The organism is Yoonia sp. JB2-21, assembly GCF_055693545.1.
On sequence record NZ_JBVFUC010000001.1, the window covers coordinates 2,290,808 to 2,310,061 of the forward strand.

Genomic DNA, 19,254 nt, shown 5'->3' on the forward strand with positions numbered 1-19,254 from the left:
GAAAGCTTAGATCGCGATGAGTGCGAGAAAGATCAGGATCGCAATGATCGCAACACTTGCCTTTGTGGTCATGCTCATGAAACCGTCAAAGGTCTTTTCCTGAACGTCTATGTCCATTTCGCCGTGTTTGTGGTCAGCCATGATGTGGCCCTTTCGTCATCTGATTTGTCACTCGCATAGACGATTCATTTGCCGCTGTCACGCAGTCAGGTGGTCACATCCTCATCAGCGTCCAAAGCGTTGGCAAGGCGAAAACCAATCCTGTTCGGTTCCGGCTGGTCAATGTGTTTGGGGCTTGCCACCAAGGTCACATTCAACTGACTGACGTGTTGGATCAATTGTGTGCGCGCACCGGCTTCGTTCATACCGTAGTAGGTGACAATATCGGGGTCGTAGTATCCCAGACCCTCGATTTTGATCACGCCGGTCATGCCACCGGCTAACCCCAGTCCAACCTCATGGTCATTATCAAGCTGTTTCTCAAAATTCTGGATATACATGATAATCCGCTCATAGGCCCATTGTGCAGGGCTTTTCTGTGCAACCGGTTTTGACAGGGCCTTGGGCATGTCTTGGGCTGTGGCGGCTTGTGCTTCGGGGTTGGTGTGCACCTCGTGGCATTTGGGCAGGATATCGTTTTCCAGCAGCTCGGCTGAGGTATCAATCTGCATCGTGTCTTTGGTCATAGCGGCACCGCGGTTGTTTCCTTGATTTCCTCCATAACGAAACTTGCCGCGATATCCGATACAGAAATGCGTGATGTCAGCCGTTTGTAGAACGCATCATAGGCAGGCACATCGGCCACCCGCACCCGCAGCACATAATCCAGATCGCCTGTCATCCGGTAGGCGCCGACGATTTCAGGGAAGCTGTGCAAGGTGGCCTGGAACTGTTTTAGCCAGCTGGCGTCATGGGCACTGGTTTTGATCAGGACCATCGCAGTTAACGGCACACCCACACTGGCCGGGTCAACCAGCGCGACGCGGCCTTTGATGATGCCTGATTGCTCCATCATCTTGATCCGCCGCCAGCAAGCGTTGCGCGACAGGTTGACCGCCGCGCTGATGTCATCGACCGATTGGGTGGTGTCGGTTTGCAGGATACGCAGGATAGCGCGGTCTATTTGGTCTAACTCATGCTTCATGGATGAGATAATGTCCTAATATTTTGGATAAATACAATCTGATTTGGGATCGATACACCCGATTGTTTGGCTAGATTACCCAAAAGCCACGAAGGGAACCCCACCGATGTCAGACACAGCCCACCCAACACCACGCAAGACACCGCTTGCCGCCCTATTCCTGAACCATCCGGCGACCGTGAATGAGACCTATTTTCAACACATGCGTTTCGCTTTCACTTTCGCCTTTTGGTTGGGCGTCGCGGCTCTGGCCGCTTTGGTCCATGCGATCATTCCCGCATTCTGCGAAACAACGGCCAGCCGGATTCTGAAGCGTCTGTACGCCCGCATCGAGAGCCGCCACTAAGATGTGCCGCATTGCGGCCTATACTGGCCCGGAAATCCCGCTTGAAAATATCGTCGTCCGTCCGACCCATTCACTACTCGAGCAAAGCCAACACGCGACCGAGGCCAAGCTGGCCGTCAATGGCGATGGTTTTGGGATCAGTTGGTATGGGGCGGACGAGAACCCAGGTCTTTACCGCGATGTCTTGCCTGCTTGGGCTGATGACAATCTGATCAACCTTTGCCGCATGGTGCGGTCGCATCACTTCATCGCCCATATCCGCGCATCAACCGTAGGGGAAACCAACCGCACCAATTGTCATCCTTTCACCGTTGGCAAATGGTCGTTCTGTCACAACGGCCAGATCCCGCATTTCAAACGGATCAGGCGGGCGATGCTGGCGGCTTTGCCGGATGAGCTGTTCGAGGCACGGCGCGGCACCACCGATAGCGAGATGATCTTTCTGACCTTGCTTGCGAATGGGCTGGGCAATGATCCCGCAGGCGCGATGCGCGCAACACTGCATCAGATTGGCCCCGCAGGTGATGAAGGGCCGATCAAGCTGACACTCGTGTTTTCTGATGGGCAGACGCTCTATGCCTTCCGTCATGCATCCAACGGACAGGCACCGTCGCTTTATGCGTCGGGCGTGTTGGACAATGGTGGGCGGTCTTTGGCGTCCGAGCCTTTGTGTGGCGTCAGCGCGCGTTGGACGCCAGTGCCGACAGATACGATCTGTGCGTTGACATCGGATGGTTTGGCGATGACGCCAATAAAGGGGCGGGCTGCGGCTTAGGTCGCTTGAAACACCCATGCGCCATCGGCGCGCATGCTGCGCGTGACAAGGTCCGCTTGGTGGAGGTGGTTGAGGTGGGCAACCGCTTCGACCAGCGCGAGGCCGTACTCGCCGCCGCTGATGTTGCGCTTGAACAGTGGGAGAAAGCATTCGCCCGCTGCGTGCGGTTCAACGAGGTGAGCCAGAAGTCGTTTCAGCGCGCCATGGTGGTTATCAATCAGTTGCGTCAGGCGGGTCGGTAGCCCGGTGAAGGGCAGCTTGTGCCCGCCAAGAACCAGATGGTCTGACCGGGCGAAGTTTTGAAATTTCTCGCAGGATCGTATCCAGTCAGTCACCGGATCTGCATCGGGTTCGGTTGGATAGACCCCAAGGTTGGGGCTGATCGAGGGCAGCAGTTGATCGCCGCCAATAACAATGTTGTCGTCCCGGCTCCAGAATGTCGCGTGTTCAGGGGCGTGCCCGTCGCCCATGCGGATATCCCATGTGCGGTCGCCCATTTCGATGGTGCCGCCTTCGGCCAGTCGGGTGTAACCGAGGGGCAGCGGGGTCACGCAATCGGCGAAGTTGAACGGGCGTTCGTTGCGCCGTTTTTCCAGCACGGTCGGGTCCATCCCTGCGCGGGTGTAAAACGTGATCGCTTCAGCATTTGGAACCTCTTGCACGTCCAGCGTCAGCATGCGGGCCATCAGCCAACTGGTGCGCGGCATCGTGAGCGTGGCACCCTGTTCCATGAACCAAGCCGCCAGACCAATGTGATCGGGGTGGTGATGGGTCACAACGACACGGCTGATCGGCTTGCCGTGCAGCGGTCCTGCCAACAGCTTGCCCCAGATCGCGCGCCCACGTTTGGAGGCAAAGCCGGTGTCGATGATCGTCCAGCTATCGCCTTCGTCCAATGCGTAGACATTCACATGATCCAGCGCCATGGGCAGCGGCAGCCGCATCCACAAGATACCCGGTGCGACGGTGATCGCCGCGCCCTCGGCCGGCGCTTCGGGATAGGGGTAGCGGATGCCGCTTTGGTCGTCTGGCATCAGGCGGCGAGGTCGTCTGCGGATATGGCCATAAGATCACTTGCCCCTTCACGTGCATGGGCCACAAGGCCCACATGTTCAGGCAACATACGCTTGATATAGAAGGTTGCAAGGCGCGCGCGCGATGCGTCACCTTTGACGGCACTGGCCAGATGGACATGCGCGCCAAGGACGCGGGCGAAGGCGCGCAGATAAGGAACGGCACCGGCGAAGCGGTGGTTCAGATCTTCTTGGGCGACCAGCCATTCGGTTGTTTCGCGCAAGCTCTCGGCCGATTGCCAGACGGCTTCGGCCAGCTCAGGGTGTGTCGCCTTGGCAGTCTCTGCCCCCTGTTCGATCTCTTCCAGAATTCGGAAAGCAGCTTCGCCCCCATCCATCAGCTTGCGGGCGACAAGGTCCATCGCCTGAATACCGTTTGTGCCTTCATAGATGGTGGTGACACGCACGTCGCGCGCGTATTGCGCAGCCCCTGTTTCTTCAACAAAGCCCATGCCGCCATGCACCTGAATGCCGGTGGCCGAGACTTCGCAGCCCACATCCGTGCAGAACGCCTTGCCAATCGGGGTCAGAAACGCGGCGCGGGCATGCCAGCCGTCATCACCCGTGGCATGCGCCATGTCGATGGCAACCGCATTCATCAGGGTAATCGCACGGGCGGCGTAGGTATCGGCCTTCATCGTGGTCAGCATGCGGCGCACATCGGCATGTTCGATAATCGCCCCGGAACCGGGCGCTTTGCCTTGCTTTCGGTCGTTCGCATAGGTCAGCGCATGTTGCAATGCGCCTTCGGCGACGCCGACGCCTTGAACGGCCACACCAAGGCGGGCGTTGTTCATCATTGTGAACATCGCAGCCATGCCGCCATGTTCGTAGCCGACGAGCCAACCCGTCGCACCCGCATATTCCATCACGGCAGTGGGCGATCCATGCAGGCCCATCTTATGTTCCAGGCTGACGACGCGCAGGTCGTTCTTGGCACCGGGGTTACCGTCGGCATCTGGGATCAGTTTTGGCACCATGAACAGGCTGATGCCTTTGGTGCCAGGTACCCCATCAGGCAAACGCGCCAGCACAAGGTGACAGACGTTTTCGGTGAAATCATTATCGGCCCAGCTGATGTAGATTTTCTGCCCCGTGATCGCATAGGTGCCATCGCCATTGGGTTCTGCCTTGGTGCGCAGGGCACCAACGTCAGACCCCGCCTGCGGTTCGGTCAGGTTCATTGTGCCGTTCCATTCGCCAGAGATCAGCTTGGGGATATAAAGGTCCTTGATCGTGTCAGAGGCGTGATGCTCCAACGCTTCGATCTGGCCTTGGGTCATCAAGGGGCTGAGTTGCAGTGACAGGCATGCGCTGGCCATCATATCATTGACGGCGGTGGTCAGTGTCATAGGCAGGCCAAGGCCACCAACCTCTTGAGAGGCAGACATGCCGATCCAGCCACCCTCTGCAATTGCATTGTAGCCATCGGCAAACCCGGGCGAGGTGCGCACGATGCCGTTTTCCAGATGGGCAGGGTGCAGATCACCTGCACGGTTGAGCGGGGCGAGTATTTCTTCGCTCATCTTGGCCGCTTCAGTCAAAATCGCCTGTGTCATGTCCGGCGTTGCGTCAGCGAACTTTTCGGTTGCCGCGACATCGTCAAAGCCGACGATGTGGTCCATCAAAAAGCGAAAGTCGCTGACAGGTGCGCGATAAGGCATTGTGCTATCTCCGAATTGTGCAGCCGCTTGGCAAAAGCCAGTCCGAGGGCTATGCATCCCAATACATGGGCCAACCTACCGCAGCGTGGCCCCCCATCAACCAAAACGCCACGTCATGAATTATGAACAATTGCTTTCGCTCGGCCCGGATGTTGCCGGTTTGGAAAAGGCAGCCGCGATTCTCAGGGCGGGTGGTTTGGTGTCATTTCCAACCGAGACAGTCTACGGACTGGGTGCTGATGCGCGCGATGACGCGGCGGTCGCACGCGTCTTTGAGGCAAAGGGACGCCCAAATTTCAATCCTTTGATAGTGCATGTGCCATCCTTGGAAGCAGCAGAGGACTATTGCGAATTTGATACTGCTGCGGTGAAGTTGGCCACAGCTTTTTGGCCGGGCGCACTCACGCTCGTTTTGCCGCTTAAGTCTGATGCAGGTATTTCCGAGCGCGTCTCTGCGGGCTTGCCCAGCCTCGCCGTGCGCGTCCCGGATCATCCTGTTGCGCGTGATCTTTTGCAGGCTTTTGGTGGTCCAGTGGCGGCACCGTCGGCCAATCCATCCGGACGTATCAGTCCGACGACCGCTGAGCATGTGCGCGACGGGTTGGGCAATGCGATAGACGCGATCGTGGATGGTGGGCCCTGCGAGGTTGGACTTGAATCGACAATCGTAAGCTGTGTCGCCGATCCGACATTGCTACGGGCCGGTGGTATTCCTGTTGGTCCGCTCGAGGCATGTTTGGGACGGGAGCTGTTGCAAGTTTCAGATGCTGTGATGCCAACCGCACCCGGCCAATTGGCGTCGCATTATGCACCGCGCGGTCAGGTTCGTTTGAACGCGACCTATGCAAAAGACGGCGAAGTGCTATTGGGTTTTGGTCCAGTTGATGCCGACTTGAATTTGTCGACGACGGGCGACTTAACCGAGGCGGCGGCAAATTTGTTTGCATGCCTGCATATGCTGGACGCAATGGACGCACAGGCAATCGCCGTGTCACCCATTCCCGATCGTGGATTAGGCTGCGCGATCAATGACCGGTTGCGGCGCGCTGCGGCGCCGCGTTAATCCACCCGCCGACGGAGAAATCACAATATGGCTTCCAAGACCCGCAAGCTGAGAGCCGCGATGAAAGCGATACTAGACCCAGCGTTTGAACAGGCCGGGTTCACCGTAGATTACCCGAATTATCGCCGTGATCGTCGGGACACGCTTGACGTCGTGGGTGTGCAGCACTGGAAAGAAGGGGGCGCGTTTATTTTGAATGCAGCGCGCTATGCTGATTTGGATCAGCTCCCAGTGCCGCGTGAAAAAATCCAGATAGGTATGGTTCCCGCGTTGCGGCAAGAACGTATCGGCCCAGTCAAATCCCAAGTGATGGAGAAGCTTGTCGGCTGGTTCAAATTTGCAGATATCTCGGACGATACCGAGGCGTTGAACGAGATGATGACATCTGCCGCCAGTCTGATACCCCAGATCGAGGCATGGCTGGAAGATGGCACCTTGGGTCCAAACATTGACCCCGAAAATTCCCGCCTCGCTGACACCTGACACAGCCTGCTGTACCGGCGGGTGCCTATCCCGCGTTCTGCTGTTCGATGTAGCCGCGTAGCTCTTCGGCTTCCTGCCGCGCTTCGCGTAGCCCATCCATTGCGGCCCGCAGCTCTGCCTCTGTCTGGCTGAGCTGATTGGTGATCTCTGCTTCGCGCTGTTGCAAATAGGTGATCGCCTGATCCCGGGTTTCCTCTGCCTCATGCAAGGCCTGAGCCATCTTATCAAGTTCGCCCACTTCGGCCTTTGTTACCCGCGTGAAACGGTTGACGAGCCAACTGGCAAACCAGCCCAACATAAAGGCCACAAAGAGGATAACAGCCGTCGCAATAATGAATTCGGTTCTATTCATGGGCCTAGTCTATTCGCTTTCTTCCGCCGTGTCGTCTGCGGCGTCGTCTTCTGGTGGAGCGGGTGCAGCTATTTCATCCAAGGTCGATGTTTCTTCAACCGTGGGCTCTGGCACAATCAGGCTGAATTCAATACGCCGGTTGGCTTCGCGCCCGTCTTCGGTGTCATTGTCCGCGATTGGGTTTTCTTCTCCAAAGCCGATTGCCTCGAACGTAGATACTGGCACCCGCCGGGCGCGTAGCGCTGTCAAAACGGCGTCTGCGCGATCCTGCGATAGCTGCTGGTTCATGATTTCGCGCCCTTGGCTATCGGTGAAACCCGAAACACGGATGCGCAGGTCACCGCAGCGTTTGAGGATTTCTGCAATTTCGTCCACAACCGGCTGCGTCTCTGCGGTCAGGTCTGCAGAACTGGGATCAAAGGTAATCTTGCGGCTTTCCGTGACTGCCGTGATCTTTGCAATGCATTCTTCCGGGGTTGGCAGACCGGCAATCGGATCAAGTTCTTCGACATAGGTTACATTGATCTCGAAGTCGGCAGCTTGGCCCAGCTTCTCGATCAAAAGACGCGAGATCGCGCTGCTGGCATCTTCATTGCCTGTATTCCCGCGCACGATCAAGCGATCAGGCTCAACCACCACAGCACCATTGGACAGTTCGGACAGAGCCTCAATTGAAGCCAGAACGCGTACCGACCAACCCGATGGCAGCCCTTCGGTGATCCGGGTACCCATTGTGATGGACCGCTGTCCAAACCGGGCGTTGGCGAAATTTTCAACCACTGTGTTGGTGATCTCATCTGGAACACGGCCGCGCAGCTGCACGGCACCTTCCGGGCTGAGCGTCGCTGTGAACTGCGGCAATTCACTTGTTGTTGCGGTTGGCAGTTCGGGAAGTTCTGCGGTCAGGGCAAATGCGTCTGGCAGCGAGTTTTCTAACCGACCTACGATATTGTCAAAGGTCGCTTGACCGGTGCCAGCGGGTGCCACCAGCGTGATGTCCGTATCTGCGACAGTGATTGTACCGCCGCCCATGTTTTCGATGGCCGTGATGGATTGCGCAACCGCGTCACCCCATGTGCGCGATGGCGCGCCAAGCGCGAGAGTACAATTAGCCCGCTCTCGAAAGCCTGCCTGAGACGCAGCGGCGAGAATTTGACTGACGGCTTCTGACGTATCTGCAGTGCAAGCATCAAAACGCGGGCCGTTTTCGTCAAGAATAAAACGAGTGGTGAAGGGCGAAATCACCGGACGTGGCGCACTGATATCGACGGCAAGGCGCACCCCTTCAGGTGTGTTTCTTGCAAGCGCCACTTCCAACCTGCGCTTTTCTTCGGGGCTGTCAGAGATTGCGTTCACAATGACCCGCTCTGCATTCACCGATATCTTCGACTTGTTGAGCATTTCTAAAGCGCGCAACGCGTAGTTCAACGCGTCCCGCCACGTTTCGGGTGTCGGATAGTCGGCCACTTCGAGCAGGTCCGTGACAGGCAATCCATCGGCGATATCGGTAATGCGCTCTGCCAATCCGTCCCGGTCAGTGGATGCGGGGATCAACCCGATCAGCGAAACACCGGCGTTATTGCGCAAAATCTCAATTGCGAACTCTGGCGGCTGAAAGGTTTCCGAATCGGCAATAGATAAGTTGTCGATGACGCGGCTTGCATCAACCATGCCGCCCGCCGCCGAGATGGCGCGGAAACGCACCGCCTCTGTGGGGGCTTCCCCCTCAAGGATGACCTGGAGGCCGTCGCCAAGCACAGTGGCCCATTCATACCCCTGATCTACAAGCGTTTCCTGCACTGCAAGAACAGAGCGTTCCTCGACAACAGCCACAGTTGTCCGGGCCGCTGCAACGGACAGGAATGCCGCAGCGAGGAATACAATCAAGCGTGTGAGAAGGGCTGATAGACGCATGGGTTTCCGTTGTTCGATGACGCCTCTGCATAGGCCCACCTGCGGCGGTGTTCAATCACACCAGAAGCGCTAAGGCGAAAAATGGCAGGGGGATCAGGCCGGCGTTGCGGTTTGATTGGAAAATCTTGAGTAATTTGTCATTATCCTCGGGGTCAAATCGGCTCAGTTGCCATGTCAGATGCCAGCCAAAGGCCCACGGTCCGCCGATAGCGATCACAACTGATAGGATTGAACGCTCGTGGGTTGCCAGCACCACGGCCGCACCAAACAGGACGATGGCAACGGTCAGGAACAATCGCAGCCATTTGCGGCTGTCGTCGCCGAACAGACGGGCGGTTGATTTCACGCCGATCAGGGCGTCATCTTCAGCATCTTGATGGGCATAGATCGTGTCATAGAACAACGTCCATGCGATGCCCGCGAAATAGAGCACGACCGGCACCGGGCCAATGCTATTGGTATGCGCGGCCCAAGCCAGTAGCGCCCCCCAGTTGAACGCCAGCCCAAGGAAAGCCTGAGGCCACCAGGTGAAGCGCTTTGCGAAAGGGTAGATTGCGACGGGTGCCAACGCCAGAACCCCTAGAAAGATGGCGGTGGGGTAGAATGAAATGAGGATAAAGAAGGCCGCTATCGTCTGGATCAACATCCAAATGACCGCGTTGCGCACCGTGACCTGCCCTGATGGAATAGGCCGCGACCGGGTGCGTGCGACCGACCCATCAATATCGCGGTCCGTGATGTCGTTCCACGTACAACCCGCGCCACGCATCAAAAACGCGCCAATCGCGCAACCGGCAATGGTCCAAAGATCGTGCTGGCTATAGCTGTCGGTTGCCAAGATCGCCAAAGCCAGCGCCCAGAGGCAGGGGGTATAAAGTAACCATGTGCCAATGGGTCGGTCTGCACGGCTCAGCCGCAGGAAGGGTCTGCTGACGCCGGGTGCAAACCGGTCAACCCAGTTGTTCTTGACGGCGTCTGCGACGGTGCCGCTGGGCTCTGGCATCTGGGCATCTTCGGTCATATGGTTCGCCTCATGGCATCCAAGGTTAGACTTTATGTAGAGCACCCGCTGGGGGAAGGGCAATCGGTTCCACTGTCGCGGGAACAGGCGCATTATCTTTTTGGGGTCATGCGGCTAGCAGAAGGTGCGGTGCTTTCGCTGATCAATGGGGCGGACGGCGAATGGAATGCACAGGTCGCCAAAGCGGGCAAAAAAGGGGGTACTGCTATGTTTGGCGCAGACCCGGCCTTTGCAGATGCCGCCTGATCTGTGGTTGCTGTTTGCCCCCATCCGTAAAGAGCGCACGGCGTTTATCGTTGAAAAAGCGGTTGAAATGGGCGCTGCGCGTATTTGCCCGGTGCAAACCGATTTCACCCAAAGCGCCAACCGCGTCCGGCAGGACAAGCTGCAAGCACACGCGGTCGAGGCGGCCGAGCAATGTGGTGGGACGTTTGTGCCACCGGTGGATGACTTGGCAAAGCTGGACCGAATCTTGGCTGATTGGCCGGACAATCGGCAATTGATGTTCTGTGACGAAATTTTGATCGGCGATCCCGTCGCTTTGCCGCAGACCGACGGACCGTGGGCGATCCTGATCGGACCAGAGGGCGGATTTTCAGCTGCGGAACGCGACAAGTTGCGCAGTTTGCCTTTTGCCCAGCCGGTCAGTCTTGGGCCACGTATATTGCGCGCCGATACCGCCGCGGTTGCCGCGTTGACGATCTGGCAACAGGCGCTGGGCGACTGGGCATGATCCGTGCCACAGCGGACGACCGCCCCGCGATAGAGGCGTTCCTGACCAGACATATCGCCACGTCGATGTTTCCGCTTTCGAACCTGCGCAGATACGGCATGGATGGGGGGCATTCGCGTGCCATGCAGTTCTGGGTGCGTTGGGAGGCCGGAGAAATCACAGACCTGCTGCCGATGTCGCAAGAAGGGATGATCTTTCCCCAATGTCCGACACGACCGTGGGCACAGGTGAAAACCGTGCTGACAGGCAAGACTGTCAAAGGGATGCTGGGCGATGCAAGCCAGATCGCGGAATTGCGCGCGGTCCTGGGATTGCCCCGGCACGGTGGGCTGAATAGCGAAGAACCGCTTTACGAGCTCGCGTTAGATAAATTGGACGTGCCGGACTGTACCGGTTTTACCCTACGCCCGCTGGCAGATGCGCCACATGATCTTATCATTGGCTGGCGCCGTGCCTATCTTGATGAAGTCTTGCCGATGCCGGGCGAGGACAGTGAACAGAAGGCCCATGATGACATTGAAAGCTACATTGCAGCCGATACCCACCGCGTCATTTGTAAAGATGGTGCGCCTGTGGGGATGACGGGTTTCAACGCTGTGCTGCCCGAAGTCGTCCAGATCGGCGCAGTCTACACCCCGCCCGAGCGACGGTCGCAGGGACTGGCGCGGCGGGCCGTGGCAATGCATCTGCAAGAGGCGCAAGGCAATGGCGTGCGCTACGCGATCTTGTTTGCGGCGTCGCGTCAGGCTGCCAAGGCTTATGAGGCGATCGGGTTTGAGCGCATAGGTGATTATACAATACTTGTTTATGAAGAACCGCAGGTGATCTATGGGTGATTTCTTCCGGCCGGAAGTCCGCGCGTTTTTCTGGCGCTGGCGTGAAGTGCTTTTGGCGGGTGCGGTTCTGACTTTAGGGCTGTGGTGGGCAACCATGGGCGTCGGTATCAACCAATGGCTGGGATATATCTTTAGTGCTATCGGCATCGCCTGGGGCGTTGCCGGCGTCCAAAGGGCACGCTTTGCACAAGATGGCGATGGCCCGGGGGTCGTTCAGATCCGTGAGCGTCGGCTTGCCTATTTTGGCCCGCTTGATGGCGGCATTATGGATGTCGCCGACCTCAGCCGCTTGGAGATTGACCCAACCAGCCATCCGGAACCCAGCTGGGTTTTGACCAGCATTGAAGGCCAAGTTTTGGCCATTCCAATCAATGCCAAAGGGGCCGAGGACCTGTTCGATGTCTTTGCGTCACTACCCGACATCAAAACTAACACGGTGCTGGATGTGCTTTCACACACACCTGATGCGCGCGTCACAGTCTGGAGCCGGGTGAAGCCGCTCTTGCATTGACATGGGGGCTGGGGCAAGTCACCGATATGACCTGACAAACAGCGGAGCACAGCCTCATGTCTATCCCTCAATCTGGCGGCGGCCCTATCGAACATCACGATCAATTGGCTGAATTGCTGGCAAAGGGATGTAAGCCCAAAGAAGATTGGCGCATTGGCACCGAGCATGAGAAATTCGGCTATTGCCAAGATACGCTCAAGCCGCTGCCATTTGATGGGGAACGGTCCATCAAGGCCGTGCTTGAGGGGCTAGAGGGTCGCTTTGGCTGGGACCGCGTCGAAGAAGAAGGCAACATTATCGGACTGACCAAGGATGGCGCGAACGTCAGCCTGGAGCCGGGTGGCGCGTTGGAGCTATCGGGTGCGCCTTTAGAGACAATCCACCAGACCTGTGATGAGGTGAACACCCATCTGGCCGAGGTGAAATCCGTCTCAGACGAGATCGGCGTGAAGTTCATCGGATTGGGTGCAGCGCCTGAATGGACGCATGAGCAGATGCCGCTGATGCCCAAGGGCCGCTATAAGTTGATGAACAACTATATGGAAAAAGTCGGCACGATGGGCACCGCCATGATGCGCCGGACCTGTACTGTGCAAGTGAACCTTGATTTCGGGTCCGAGGCCGACATGGTGCAAAAGATGCGCGTGGCGATTGCGTTGCAGCCGGTTGCGGCAGCGTTATTCGCCAATTCGCCATTCTTCGAAGGTCAGGTCAACGGCCATAAATCATGGCGTTCCCGCATATGGCGCGATCTAGACGATGCGCGCACGGGAATGCTGCCCTTCATTTTCGAAGATGGTTTTGGGTTTGAGGCCTGGGTGCAATGGGTGCTCGATGTGCCAATGTATTTTGTCTACCGCCACGGCAAATATATCGACGCGCTGGGCATGTCGTTCCGCGATTTCCTGAAAGGTGAGTTGCCGGCGCTGCCGGGTGAAAAGCCACTGCTGTCTGACTGGGCGGATCACCTGACCACCGTTTTCCCGGAAGCGCGCGTCAAACAGTTTATTGAAATGCGCGGTGCCGATGGTGGTCCGTGGCGCAGGCTTTGCGCGCTGCCTGCGTTCTGGGTGGGCTTGATGTACGACCAGACCGCGTTGGATGCCGCTTGGGACCTTTGCAAAGGCTGGACCGCCGCGCAGCGTGAGGCACTGCGTGTGGCCGCTTCTGTCGATGGTTTGCAGGCACAGGTCGATGGGATCAACATGCATGATCTTGCGCGTGAAGTTGTGGCAATTTCAGAGGCTGGCCTGAAAGCCCGCGCGATGTCGGGTGCCGGTGGGCTGATCGCAGATGAGACACATTTCCTGAACGCACTGAAGGAAACGATTGAGAGTGGGAAGACGCCAGCGGATGAGTTGCTGGATCACTATCATGGTGACTGGGGTGGTGACCTGAAGCGGATTTATGGAGAATACAGCTATTGATGGGGTCACCCCGGACGCATGGCGCCCGAGGTGATTTGGCTTAAGCTGCGGCCTGTTTGGCGGCTTGCGCCACGACGTCCCGCAAGGTTGCGATGGCGTGGGTAAACCCAAGCCCGAGGCAGAGGATTGAGAGGCCAAGTGCGGCCAGCACGCCCTCAACCGGGATTTCCGATAGGGCGACAAAGACGCCAGCGCCGATGATCATGACAGCACCCCCGCCGATGGCGACAAAGCCGGTGACGATGGTCAGGCTGCCTGCTTTGGCTGCCCGTCCGGTTGTCGGGCAATCGGCCAAAGCTTCGCCAATTTTGAAGATCATGTAGGACAAGCCAGCAAGGGCGCAGGCCGCCACAAGAAAGAAGATGGGATAGACGAACAACATGTGATGTCCTTTCAGTACGGTTGAAGAATACGGATTTTCGGGTGGAAGCTGGCGTAGAGCGACCCGAACGCACCGGCATAGAGCGGGGCGAAGATCAGGCCGAAACCGGCAAAGAAGTAGAGCATATCTGCATCAATGCTATCGACGGCCTGTGCCTGTATGAGCAAAGCACCAAGACCGAGCATGACTATATTGCCGATGAGCCCTAGCACGGCATAGGGACCGAACGATGGCTTGATGCGCCCTACGGCCCACAACAGTATTGGTGTCCCGATCACTAGATATGGGATGATACCAAAGGGGAGCGCAAAAAGTCCGATTAAGGTCCAAAAGGTCAAGAAAGTGACGACAGCAGGTGCCGCTATCAGTGCGACGACAAAGGCGGCTGGATCGACCGAATAACGCGGCTTCAGCTTTCCTTCATTAATTTTTGTTGTTTCTGTCATTTGAGAAACTCCTAGATAAATTTTTTAGTTGGACTTAGGCAACAACCTTGCGATCCGGGCGCCCAGCTTCAGCGCGGCCAGTTGTACGCCGCGCGGCAACGTCGCCACATCCATGTACCATTTGTCGAACATCTGCATCGTCGCAAGCGTCTCGGCCATCCGCGCCTTGATCTGGGGTGGTGTCGTGTCATCACCTGCTTCGGCGGCAACCCGTTCGAGGGCAGCAATTGTTGGTGCGAATTCGCGGTTGCGCCGCCCTTCAATCACCACATGGGCGAGGTCGAACATATCGCGGATGGAATGGAATTTGTCGCGTCTGTCGCCAAGATCGCGGCTAACGCTGACCAGCTTCCACGCCTGCAATTCCTTGATCCCGGTTGACACGTTGGAGCGTGCGAGGTTCAGCGCTTCACATATTTCATCCGCGGCCATTGGCTTGGGCGAAAGGTGCAGCAGCGCGTGAATTTGCGCGACTGACCGATTCACACCCCATTTGGTGCCCATTTCGCCCCAGTGAAGGATAAAATCTTGCATCGCGGGGGTAAGTTGCATGACGTATTCCTTAGTTTCTGTAATTTCAGAAATAACAGGATAAATGGAAACGTCAAGCGATTTCGTTTGCCTGTTGCGCTTTGGGCTGAACTCTTCACAACCGCGATGGCTACAAACTTATCGGCTTTCACAAATTTTACAATAAAGCGAAGTTTGATTTTGACGCGCGATAACAAATTGCTATGGTCGTGGAAAGCAGGCGAATGTAAGGGGCGAACTGCGACGATGTCCGGCGACAAGATTAAGAACATGGAAGAGTTTTCGGTCGTAAGTGGCATTTCTCGACCCACGGTATCAAAGTACTTCAACGACCCTGAAAGTGTTCGTCCAAAGACCCGTGAAAAGATTGAAGCTGCGATCGAAGAATACGATTATCGCCCAAATATCTTTGCGATGAACCAAAACCGCAAACTGACAAAGAACGTCGGTATTGTGGTTCCGTTGCTAACCGATCCCTACTTTGCCGAGATAGCACGGAACATTGAGCAGCGTTGTATTGATGCTGGATATCGCCCGACGCTGTTCAGCTCACATGGTAACCCCGAAACAGAAGTGGAGGTGCTGGACAGCCTACGTTCGTTGAAGCCAGCAGGTGCGTTGCTCGCACCTTTGGGCCGCGCATCGGACCGCCGTGGGCTCGAGAAATTCTGCGACGACGTCCCGACCCTTATTTTTGACAGCAGTGTGGAACAGTTTGGGATGGCATTTGTCGGATCGGACAATCATCAGTTTACGTCCGACATTACAGACTATTTGTGCCGTACCGGGGAGCCGCCTTGCTTCTTTGAAATGAAAACGCCGGCGAACCCGAACGCGCACAGGCGTCGGCAAAGCTATCTAAAGGCAATGGAAGCTTTTGGTTTTGAACCGCAGGTGATTTCCATAGAAGGCGAAGGATGGGCCTTTGAAGAGATCGGGCGTCTGGGTGGCCATGAGGCCTTGTCGAACAAACAATTCTCAACCAATACGATCTTGTGCAGCAATGACCGATTGGCGATCGGTCTTTTGACCGCTTGCTACGAGCAGGGAATCAAAGTTGGACGTGGATCTGACTGTGCGATTCGGGTGGCTGGGCAGGACGGTCATCCACATTCACGGTATACCTGTCCGCCGCTGACGACGATTTCGCACAACTATGATGCGGTCTCTAAGCATGCCGCAGAGACGCTGTTCTCTGCGATTGATGGCCATGTAGAGCCTTGGAAAAGCACAAGAATTGAAGGCAAACTGATCATGCGGGATTCAGCGTGAGTTGAAATTTCTTTACGCGCGTAAATAAATTATTGACGTCGCGTCGCTTCCAGCCTAGCCTTTCATCATCACATCCAAATCTAGGGAGGAACCGGATGTCTATTAAGAGCGCACTTTGTGCGGCTACAGCGCTGACAGCGATTACTGCAGGCAGCGTATTCGCCGATGGCCATTCTGCAACGATCACGATTGCGACCGTCAACAACGGCGACATGATCCGTATGCAGGGTTACACCGATCAGTTTACCGCAGAGTCCGGTATCGCCGTCGAGTGGGTGACACTGGAAGAAAACGTACTGCGCCAGCGTGTGACAACTGACATCACCACAAACGGTGGTCAGTTCGACATCATGACAATCGGCATGTATGAGACGCCAATCTGGGGCGCCAACGACTGGCTGGTTCCATTGGACGATCTTTCCGCTGAATATGATGCTGCTGACATTCTGCCAGCGATGGCGGGTGGTCTGTCTTATGACGGCACACTTTATGCTGCACCATTCTATGGTGAAAGCTCGATGGTGATGTACCGCACAGACCTGATGGAAGCCGCTGGTCTTGAAATGCCAGACGCGCCAACATGGGATTTCATTGCGGAAGCTGCGGCAGCCATGACCGATCGTGACAACGACATCAACGGTATCTGCCTGCGCGGTAAGGCCGGTTGGGGTGAAGGCGGTGCTTTCATCACAGCGATGTCCAACTCTTTCGGTGCACGCTGGTTTGACGAAGACTGGAACGCCCAGTTCGACACAGAGCAGTGGGCAAACACTCTGAACTTCTACAAAGACATGATGGATGCGTCTGGCCCTGCCGGTTACGCCACCAACGGTTTCAACGAAAACCTGTCTTTGTTCAATCAGGGCAAGTGCGGCATGTGGATTGATGCGACTGTTGCGGCATCCTTCGTGACAGGCGACGATTCCACAGTTGCCGACAGCGTGAGCTTTGCTCTGGCACCAGACAATGGTTTGGGCAAGCGCTCTAACTGGCTCTGGGCATGGGCGTTGGCCATTCCTGCAGGTACACAGCAGGTAGACGAAGCCAAGCAGTTCATCGAATGGGCTACAGGCAAAGGCTACATTGAGATGGTTGCTGAAAACGAAGGCTGGGCAAACGTACCTCCTGGTGCACGTACGTCACTGTACGAAAACCCCAACTACCAGGCTGTTCCTTTCGCACAGATGACGCTCGACTCAATCCTGTCAGCTGATCCTAACGACAGCACGGTTGAGCCAAGCCCATACGTTGGTGTTCAGTTCGCTGCGATCCCAGAGTTTGCGGGTATCGCAACCGAAGTAAGCCAGGAATTCTCTGCCGCTTACGCTGGTCAGCAGACCGTCGAAGAAGCGCTCGCGAAAGCTCAGGCTATCACGAACGAAGCAATGGAAGCTGCTGGCTACCGCTAAGCAACTTTCGATCCAAGGGGCGGTCGCTCACTCTGCTGCCCCTTGGTTTACCCACCACCACTAAAAAATAATGTTATCCTAATTCAGCGCGCAAAAATGTAGCGCCTGTTTACAGAGGAGTTGCATCCAATGGCTACCAAAGCTTCCCGATCCGCTGCCAGAATAATGATGGCACCCGCCGTGATCCTGCTCTTGGGTTGGATGTTGGTCCCCCTCATTATGACCTTGTGGTTCTCTTTCCGTGTCTACCTGCCGCTGCGTGGCGGCGACCAAGGCTGGGCCGGATTTGACAACTACACCCGCTTTGTCAGTTCCAGTTCTTTTTGGCCGGCGGTCACGACGACCCTGATCATTGTTCTTGGCGTTCTGGCCATCACCGTGATCTTTGGCATCCTGATCGCCCTACTGCTGGACCAACCGATCTGGGGTCAGGGCGTGGTGCGTATCCTTGTCATTGCACCGTTCTTTGTCATGCCGACCGTGTCTGCGCTGGTCTGGAAGAACATGTTTATGGATCCCGTAAATGGTCTTTTTGCTCACCTCTGGCGGTTCTTCGGGGCCGAACCGGTCAGTTGGCTCTCGGACGCCTCTATGGGTTCCATCATTATGATCGTCAGCTGGCAGTGGCTGCCATTCGCGACGCTGATCTTGCTGACGGCCGTACAATCGCTCGACAGCGAACAGCTTGAAGCCGCCGAAATGGATGGCGCACCTTGGATCAAACGGTTCTGGTTCATCGTTCTGCCGCACCTGAGCCGCGCGATCACCATTGTGATCCTGATCCAGACCATCTTCCTGCTTGCGATCTTCGCCGAGATTTTCGTGACCACTGGGGGTGCATTCGGAACGCGCACGCTGTCTTACCTGATCTTCCAACGGGTTCTGGAAAGCCAGAACGTTGGTCTCGGCTCCGCCGGTGGTGTCTACGCCATCATCCTTGCAAACATTATCGCGATCTTCCTGATGCGGATCGTCGGTAAGAACCTGGATTAAAAATATGGCCCGTTCTGTATCCCCCCGCCGGAAGCTTTTGAATACCACTGTCGCATGGGCGATTGGTCTGCTGATCTTTTTCCCGATCTTGTGGACCATCCTGACCAGCTTCAAATCCGAAGCCGAGGCGATTGCAGCGCCCCCCATCTTTTTGGGCTTTGACTGGACGCTGGAAAACTATCGCATCGTGATGGAGCGGTCCGACTACGGGCGCTTTTTGTGGAACTCGATCATCATTGCCGGGCTTTCGACTGTTCTTGGCTGTGCAATCGCGATCCCGGCCGCATGGTCGATGGCATTTGTCCCATCCAAGCGGACCAAAGACATCCTGCTGTGGATGCTCTCAACCAAGATGTTGCCAGCTGTTGGTGTGCTTTACCCGATCTACCTGATCTTCATCGAATTGGGTTTGCTTGATAGCCGCGCCGGTCTGGTCGTTGTTCTGATGCTGATCAACCTGCCGATCATTGTCTGGATGCTCTATACGTATTTCAAGGAAATCCCCGGCGAGATCCTTGAGGCGGCCCGCATGGATGGTGCCACGTTGCGCCAGGAATTGCTTTATGTGCTGACACCGATGGCGATCCCCGGCATTGCATCCACGCTGCTGTTGAATTTCATCCTCGCCTGGAACGAAGCATTCTGGACGCTCAACCTGACAGCGGTTAACGCAGCACCTTTGACGGCCTTTATTGCCAGCTATTCCAGCCCGGAGGGTTTGTTCTTTGCCAAGCTCAGCGCGGCTTCGACTATGGCGATTGCGCCAATCCTCATCCTTGGCTGGTTCAGCCAGAAACAACTTGTCCGCGGCCTGACGTTCGGCGCGGTGAAATAAACACCCTCAAGCAGCGAAGCGTTAGGGTATAAAAAGGAACCTGA

General features: G+C 56.4%; 22 protein-coding genes and 1 pseudogene. 12 read left to right on the top strand and 11 right to left on the bottom strand.

Annotation, left to right across the window (positions count from 1 at the left end; genetic code table 11):
- Positions 1 to 6 precede the first annotated feature (6 nt).
- The 3 genes from ACZ1G5_RS11430 to ACZ1G5_RS11440 form a co-directional block, all read right to left on the bottom strand.
- Positions 7 to 141 carry an aa3-type cytochrome c oxidase subunit IV gene (locus ACZ1G5_RS11430; protein ID WP_472732952.1) on the bottom strand — a complete coding sequence of 45 codons (135 nt, stop codon included), beginning with the start codon at positions 139 to 141 and terminating at the stop codon, positions 7 to 9.
- Between the two features lie 65 nt (positions 142 to 206).
- A complete protein-coding gene (locus tag ACZ1G5_RS11435; RefSeq protein WP_472732953.1) occupies positions 207 to 686 on the bottom strand; it encodes a DUF6173 family protein in 480 nt (159 codons plus the stop codon).
- A complete protein-coding gene (locus ACZ1G5_RS11440; RefSeq protein WP_472732954.1) occupies positions 683 to 1,144 on the bottom strand; it encodes an Lrp/AsnC family transcriptional regulator in 462 nt (153 codons plus the stop codon). The genes ACZ1G5_RS11435 and ACZ1G5_RS11440 overlap by 4 nt, the downstream gene beginning before the upstream one ends.
- A 106-nt stretch (positions 1,145 to 1,250) precedes the next feature.
- Between ACZ1G5_RS11440 and ACZ1G5_RS11445 the strand changes: the two genes are divergently transcribed.
- Entirely contained in the window at positions 1,251 to 1,490 is a 240-nt protein-coding gene (locus ACZ1G5_RS11445; protein ID WP_472732955.1) for a DUF6356 family protein, read from the top strand.
- 1 nt (position 1,491) lies between these two features.
- Positions 1,492 to 2,265, top strand: a complete 774-nt coding sequence (locus ACZ1G5_RS11450) for a class II glutamine amidotransferase (protein ID WP_472732956.1) — start codon at positions 1,492 to 1,494, stop codon at positions 2,263 to 2,265.
- Here ACZ1G5_RS11450 and ACZ1G5_RS11455 read toward each other — a convergent pair.
- Positions 2,262 to 3,299 (bottom strand): MBL fold metallo-hydrolase, encoded by a 1,038-nt coding sequence (locus ACZ1G5_RS11455; RefSeq protein WP_472732957.1) that lies wholly within the window; start codon positions 3,297 to 3,299, stop codon positions 2,262 to 2,264. The two genes, ACZ1G5_RS11450 and ACZ1G5_RS11455, sit on opposite strands and share 4 nt — an antisense overlap.
- Entirely contained in the window at positions 3,299 to 5,002 is a 1,704-nt protein-coding gene (locus ACZ1G5_RS11460) for an acyl-CoA dehydrogenase (protein ID WP_472732958.1), read from the bottom strand. Before ACZ1G5_RS11460 ends, ACZ1G5_RS11455 begins: the two co-directional genes overlap by 1 nt.
- A gap of 115 nt (positions 5,003 to 5,117) precedes the next feature.
- Here ACZ1G5_RS11460 and ACZ1G5_RS11465 point away from each other — a divergent pair, with 115 nt between their 5' ends.
- Positions 5,118 to 6,065 (top strand): L-threonylcarbamoyladenylate synthase, encoded by a 948-nt coding sequence (locus tag ACZ1G5_RS11465; protein WP_472732959.1) that lies wholly within the window; start codon positions 5,118 to 5,120, stop codon positions 6,063 to 6,065.
- 27 nt (positions 6,066 to 6,092) lie between these two features.
- Positions 6,093 to 6,548 carry a DUF4304 domain-containing protein gene (locus ACZ1G5_RS11470; RefSeq protein WP_472732960.1) on the top strand — a complete coding sequence of 152 codons (456 nt, stop codon included), beginning with the start codon at positions 6,093 to 6,095 and terminating at the stop codon, positions 6,546 to 6,548.
- Between the two features lie 25 nt (positions 6,549 to 6,573).
- Here ACZ1G5_RS11470 and ACZ1G5_RS11475 read toward each other — a convergent pair whose 3' ends face one another.
- From ACZ1G5_RS11475 to ubiA, 3 genes are read right to left on the bottom strand one after another with little or no spacing between them, the layout of a single operon-like run.
- The gene (locus ACZ1G5_RS11475) at positions 6,574 to 6,900 is read right to left on the bottom strand and encodes a hypothetical protein (protein ID WP_472732961.1); all 327 of its coding nucleotides are present in this window, start codon (positions 6,898 to 6,900) and stop codon (positions 6,574 to 6,576) included.
- Positions 6,901 to 6,909: 9 nt separating this feature from the next.
- Complete coding sequence (locus tag ACZ1G5_RS11480; protein WP_472732962.1) at positions 6,910 to 8,814, bottom strand: OmpA family protein; 1,905 nt, start codon at positions 8,812 to 8,814, stop codon at positions 6,910 to 6,912.
- Positions 8,815 to 8,869: 55 nt separating this feature from the next.
- Positions 8,870 to 9,835: a 4-hydroxybenzoate octaprenyltransferase gene (gene ubiA / locus ACZ1G5_RS11485; protein ID WP_472732963.1), complete on the bottom strand. Its 966-nt coding sequence runs from the start codon at positions 9,833 to 9,835 to the stop codon at positions 8,870 to 8,872.
- Here ubiA and ACZ1G5_RS11490 point away from each other — a divergent pair.
- The 4 genes and pseudogenes from ACZ1G5_RS11490 (at position 9,836) to ACZ1G5_RS11505 (ending at position 13,342) form a co-directional block, all read left to right on the top strand.
- Positions 9,836 to 10,568, top strand: a pseudogene (locus ACZ1G5_RS11490) (16S rRNA (uracil(1498)-N(3))-methyltransferase).
- Positions 10,565 to 11,404, top strand: a complete 840-nt coding sequence (locus ACZ1G5_RS11495; protein WP_472732964.1) for a GNAT family N-acetyltransferase — start codon at positions 10,565 to 10,567, stop codon at positions 11,402 to 11,404. The pseudogene ACZ1G5_RS11490 and the gene ACZ1G5_RS11495 overlap by 4 nt, the downstream one beginning before the upstream one ends.
- Complete coding sequence (locus tag ACZ1G5_RS11500) at positions 11,397 to 11,915, top strand: hypothetical protein (protein WP_472732965.1); 519 nt, start codon at positions 11,397 to 11,399, stop codon at positions 11,913 to 11,915. Before ACZ1G5_RS11495 ends, ACZ1G5_RS11500 begins: the two co-directional genes overlap by 8 nt.
- Before the next feature lie 56 nt (positions 11,916 to 11,971).
- Entirely contained in the window at positions 11,972 to 13,342 is a 1,371-nt protein-coding gene (locus tag ACZ1G5_RS11505) for a glutamate--cysteine ligase (protein ID WP_472732966.1), read from the top strand.
- Between the two features lie 40 nt (positions 13,343 to 13,382).
- On the opposite strand, the gene ACZ1G5_RS11510 is transcribed toward ACZ1G5_RS11505, so the two are convergent.
- The 3 genes from ACZ1G5_RS11510 to ACZ1G5_RS11520 are packed head-to-tail and all read right to left on the bottom strand — an operon-like array spanning position 13,383 to position 14,722.
- Entirely contained in the window at positions 13,383 to 13,724 is a 342-nt protein-coding gene (locus tag ACZ1G5_RS11510; RefSeq protein ID WP_472732967.1) for a hypothetical protein, read from the bottom strand.
- 11 nt (positions 13,725 to 13,735) lie between these two features.
- Entirely contained in the window at positions 13,736 to 14,170 is a 435-nt protein-coding gene (locus ACZ1G5_RS11515; RefSeq protein ID WP_472732968.1) for a hypothetical protein, read from the bottom strand.
- A gap of 24 nt (positions 14,171 to 14,194) precedes the next feature.
- Positions 14,195 to 14,722 (bottom strand): GbsR/MarR family transcriptional regulator, encoded by a 528-nt coding sequence (locus tag ACZ1G5_RS11520; protein ID WP_472732969.1) that lies wholly within the window; start codon positions 14,720 to 14,722, stop codon positions 14,195 to 14,197.
- Positions 14,723 to 14,947: 225 nt separating this feature from the next.
- On the opposite strand from ACZ1G5_RS11520, the gene ACZ1G5_RS11525 reads away from it, so the two are divergent.
- From ACZ1G5_RS11525 to ACZ1G5_RS11540, 4 genes are all read left to right on the top strand, one after another.
- Complete coding sequence (locus ACZ1G5_RS11525; RefSeq protein ID WP_472732970.1) at positions 14,948 to 15,973, top strand: LacI family DNA-binding transcriptional regulator; 1,026 nt, start codon at positions 14,948 to 14,950, stop codon at positions 15,971 to 15,973.
- Between the two features lie 95 nt (positions 15,974 to 16,068).
- Positions 16,069 to 17,382: an ABC transporter substrate-binding protein gene (locus ACZ1G5_RS11530; protein ID WP_472732971.1), complete on the top strand. Its 1,314-nt coding sequence runs from the start codon at positions 16,069 to 16,071 to the stop codon at positions 17,380 to 17,382.
- A 129-nt stretch (positions 17,383 to 17,511) separates the two neighbouring features.
- On the top strand, positions 17,512 to 18,375 hold the full coding sequence (locus ACZ1G5_RS11535) for a carbohydrate ABC transporter permease (protein ID WP_472732972.1): 864 nt from the start codon (positions 17,512 to 17,514) through the stop codon (positions 18,373 to 18,375).
- Between the two features lie 4 nt (positions 18,376 to 18,379).
- On the top strand, positions 18,380 to 19,210 hold the full coding sequence (locus tag ACZ1G5_RS11540) for a carbohydrate ABC transporter permease (protein ID WP_472732973.1): 831 nt from the start codon (positions 18,380 to 18,382) through the stop codon (positions 19,208 to 19,210).
- The last annotated feature ends 44 nt before the right edge of the window (positions 19,211 to 19,254 follow it).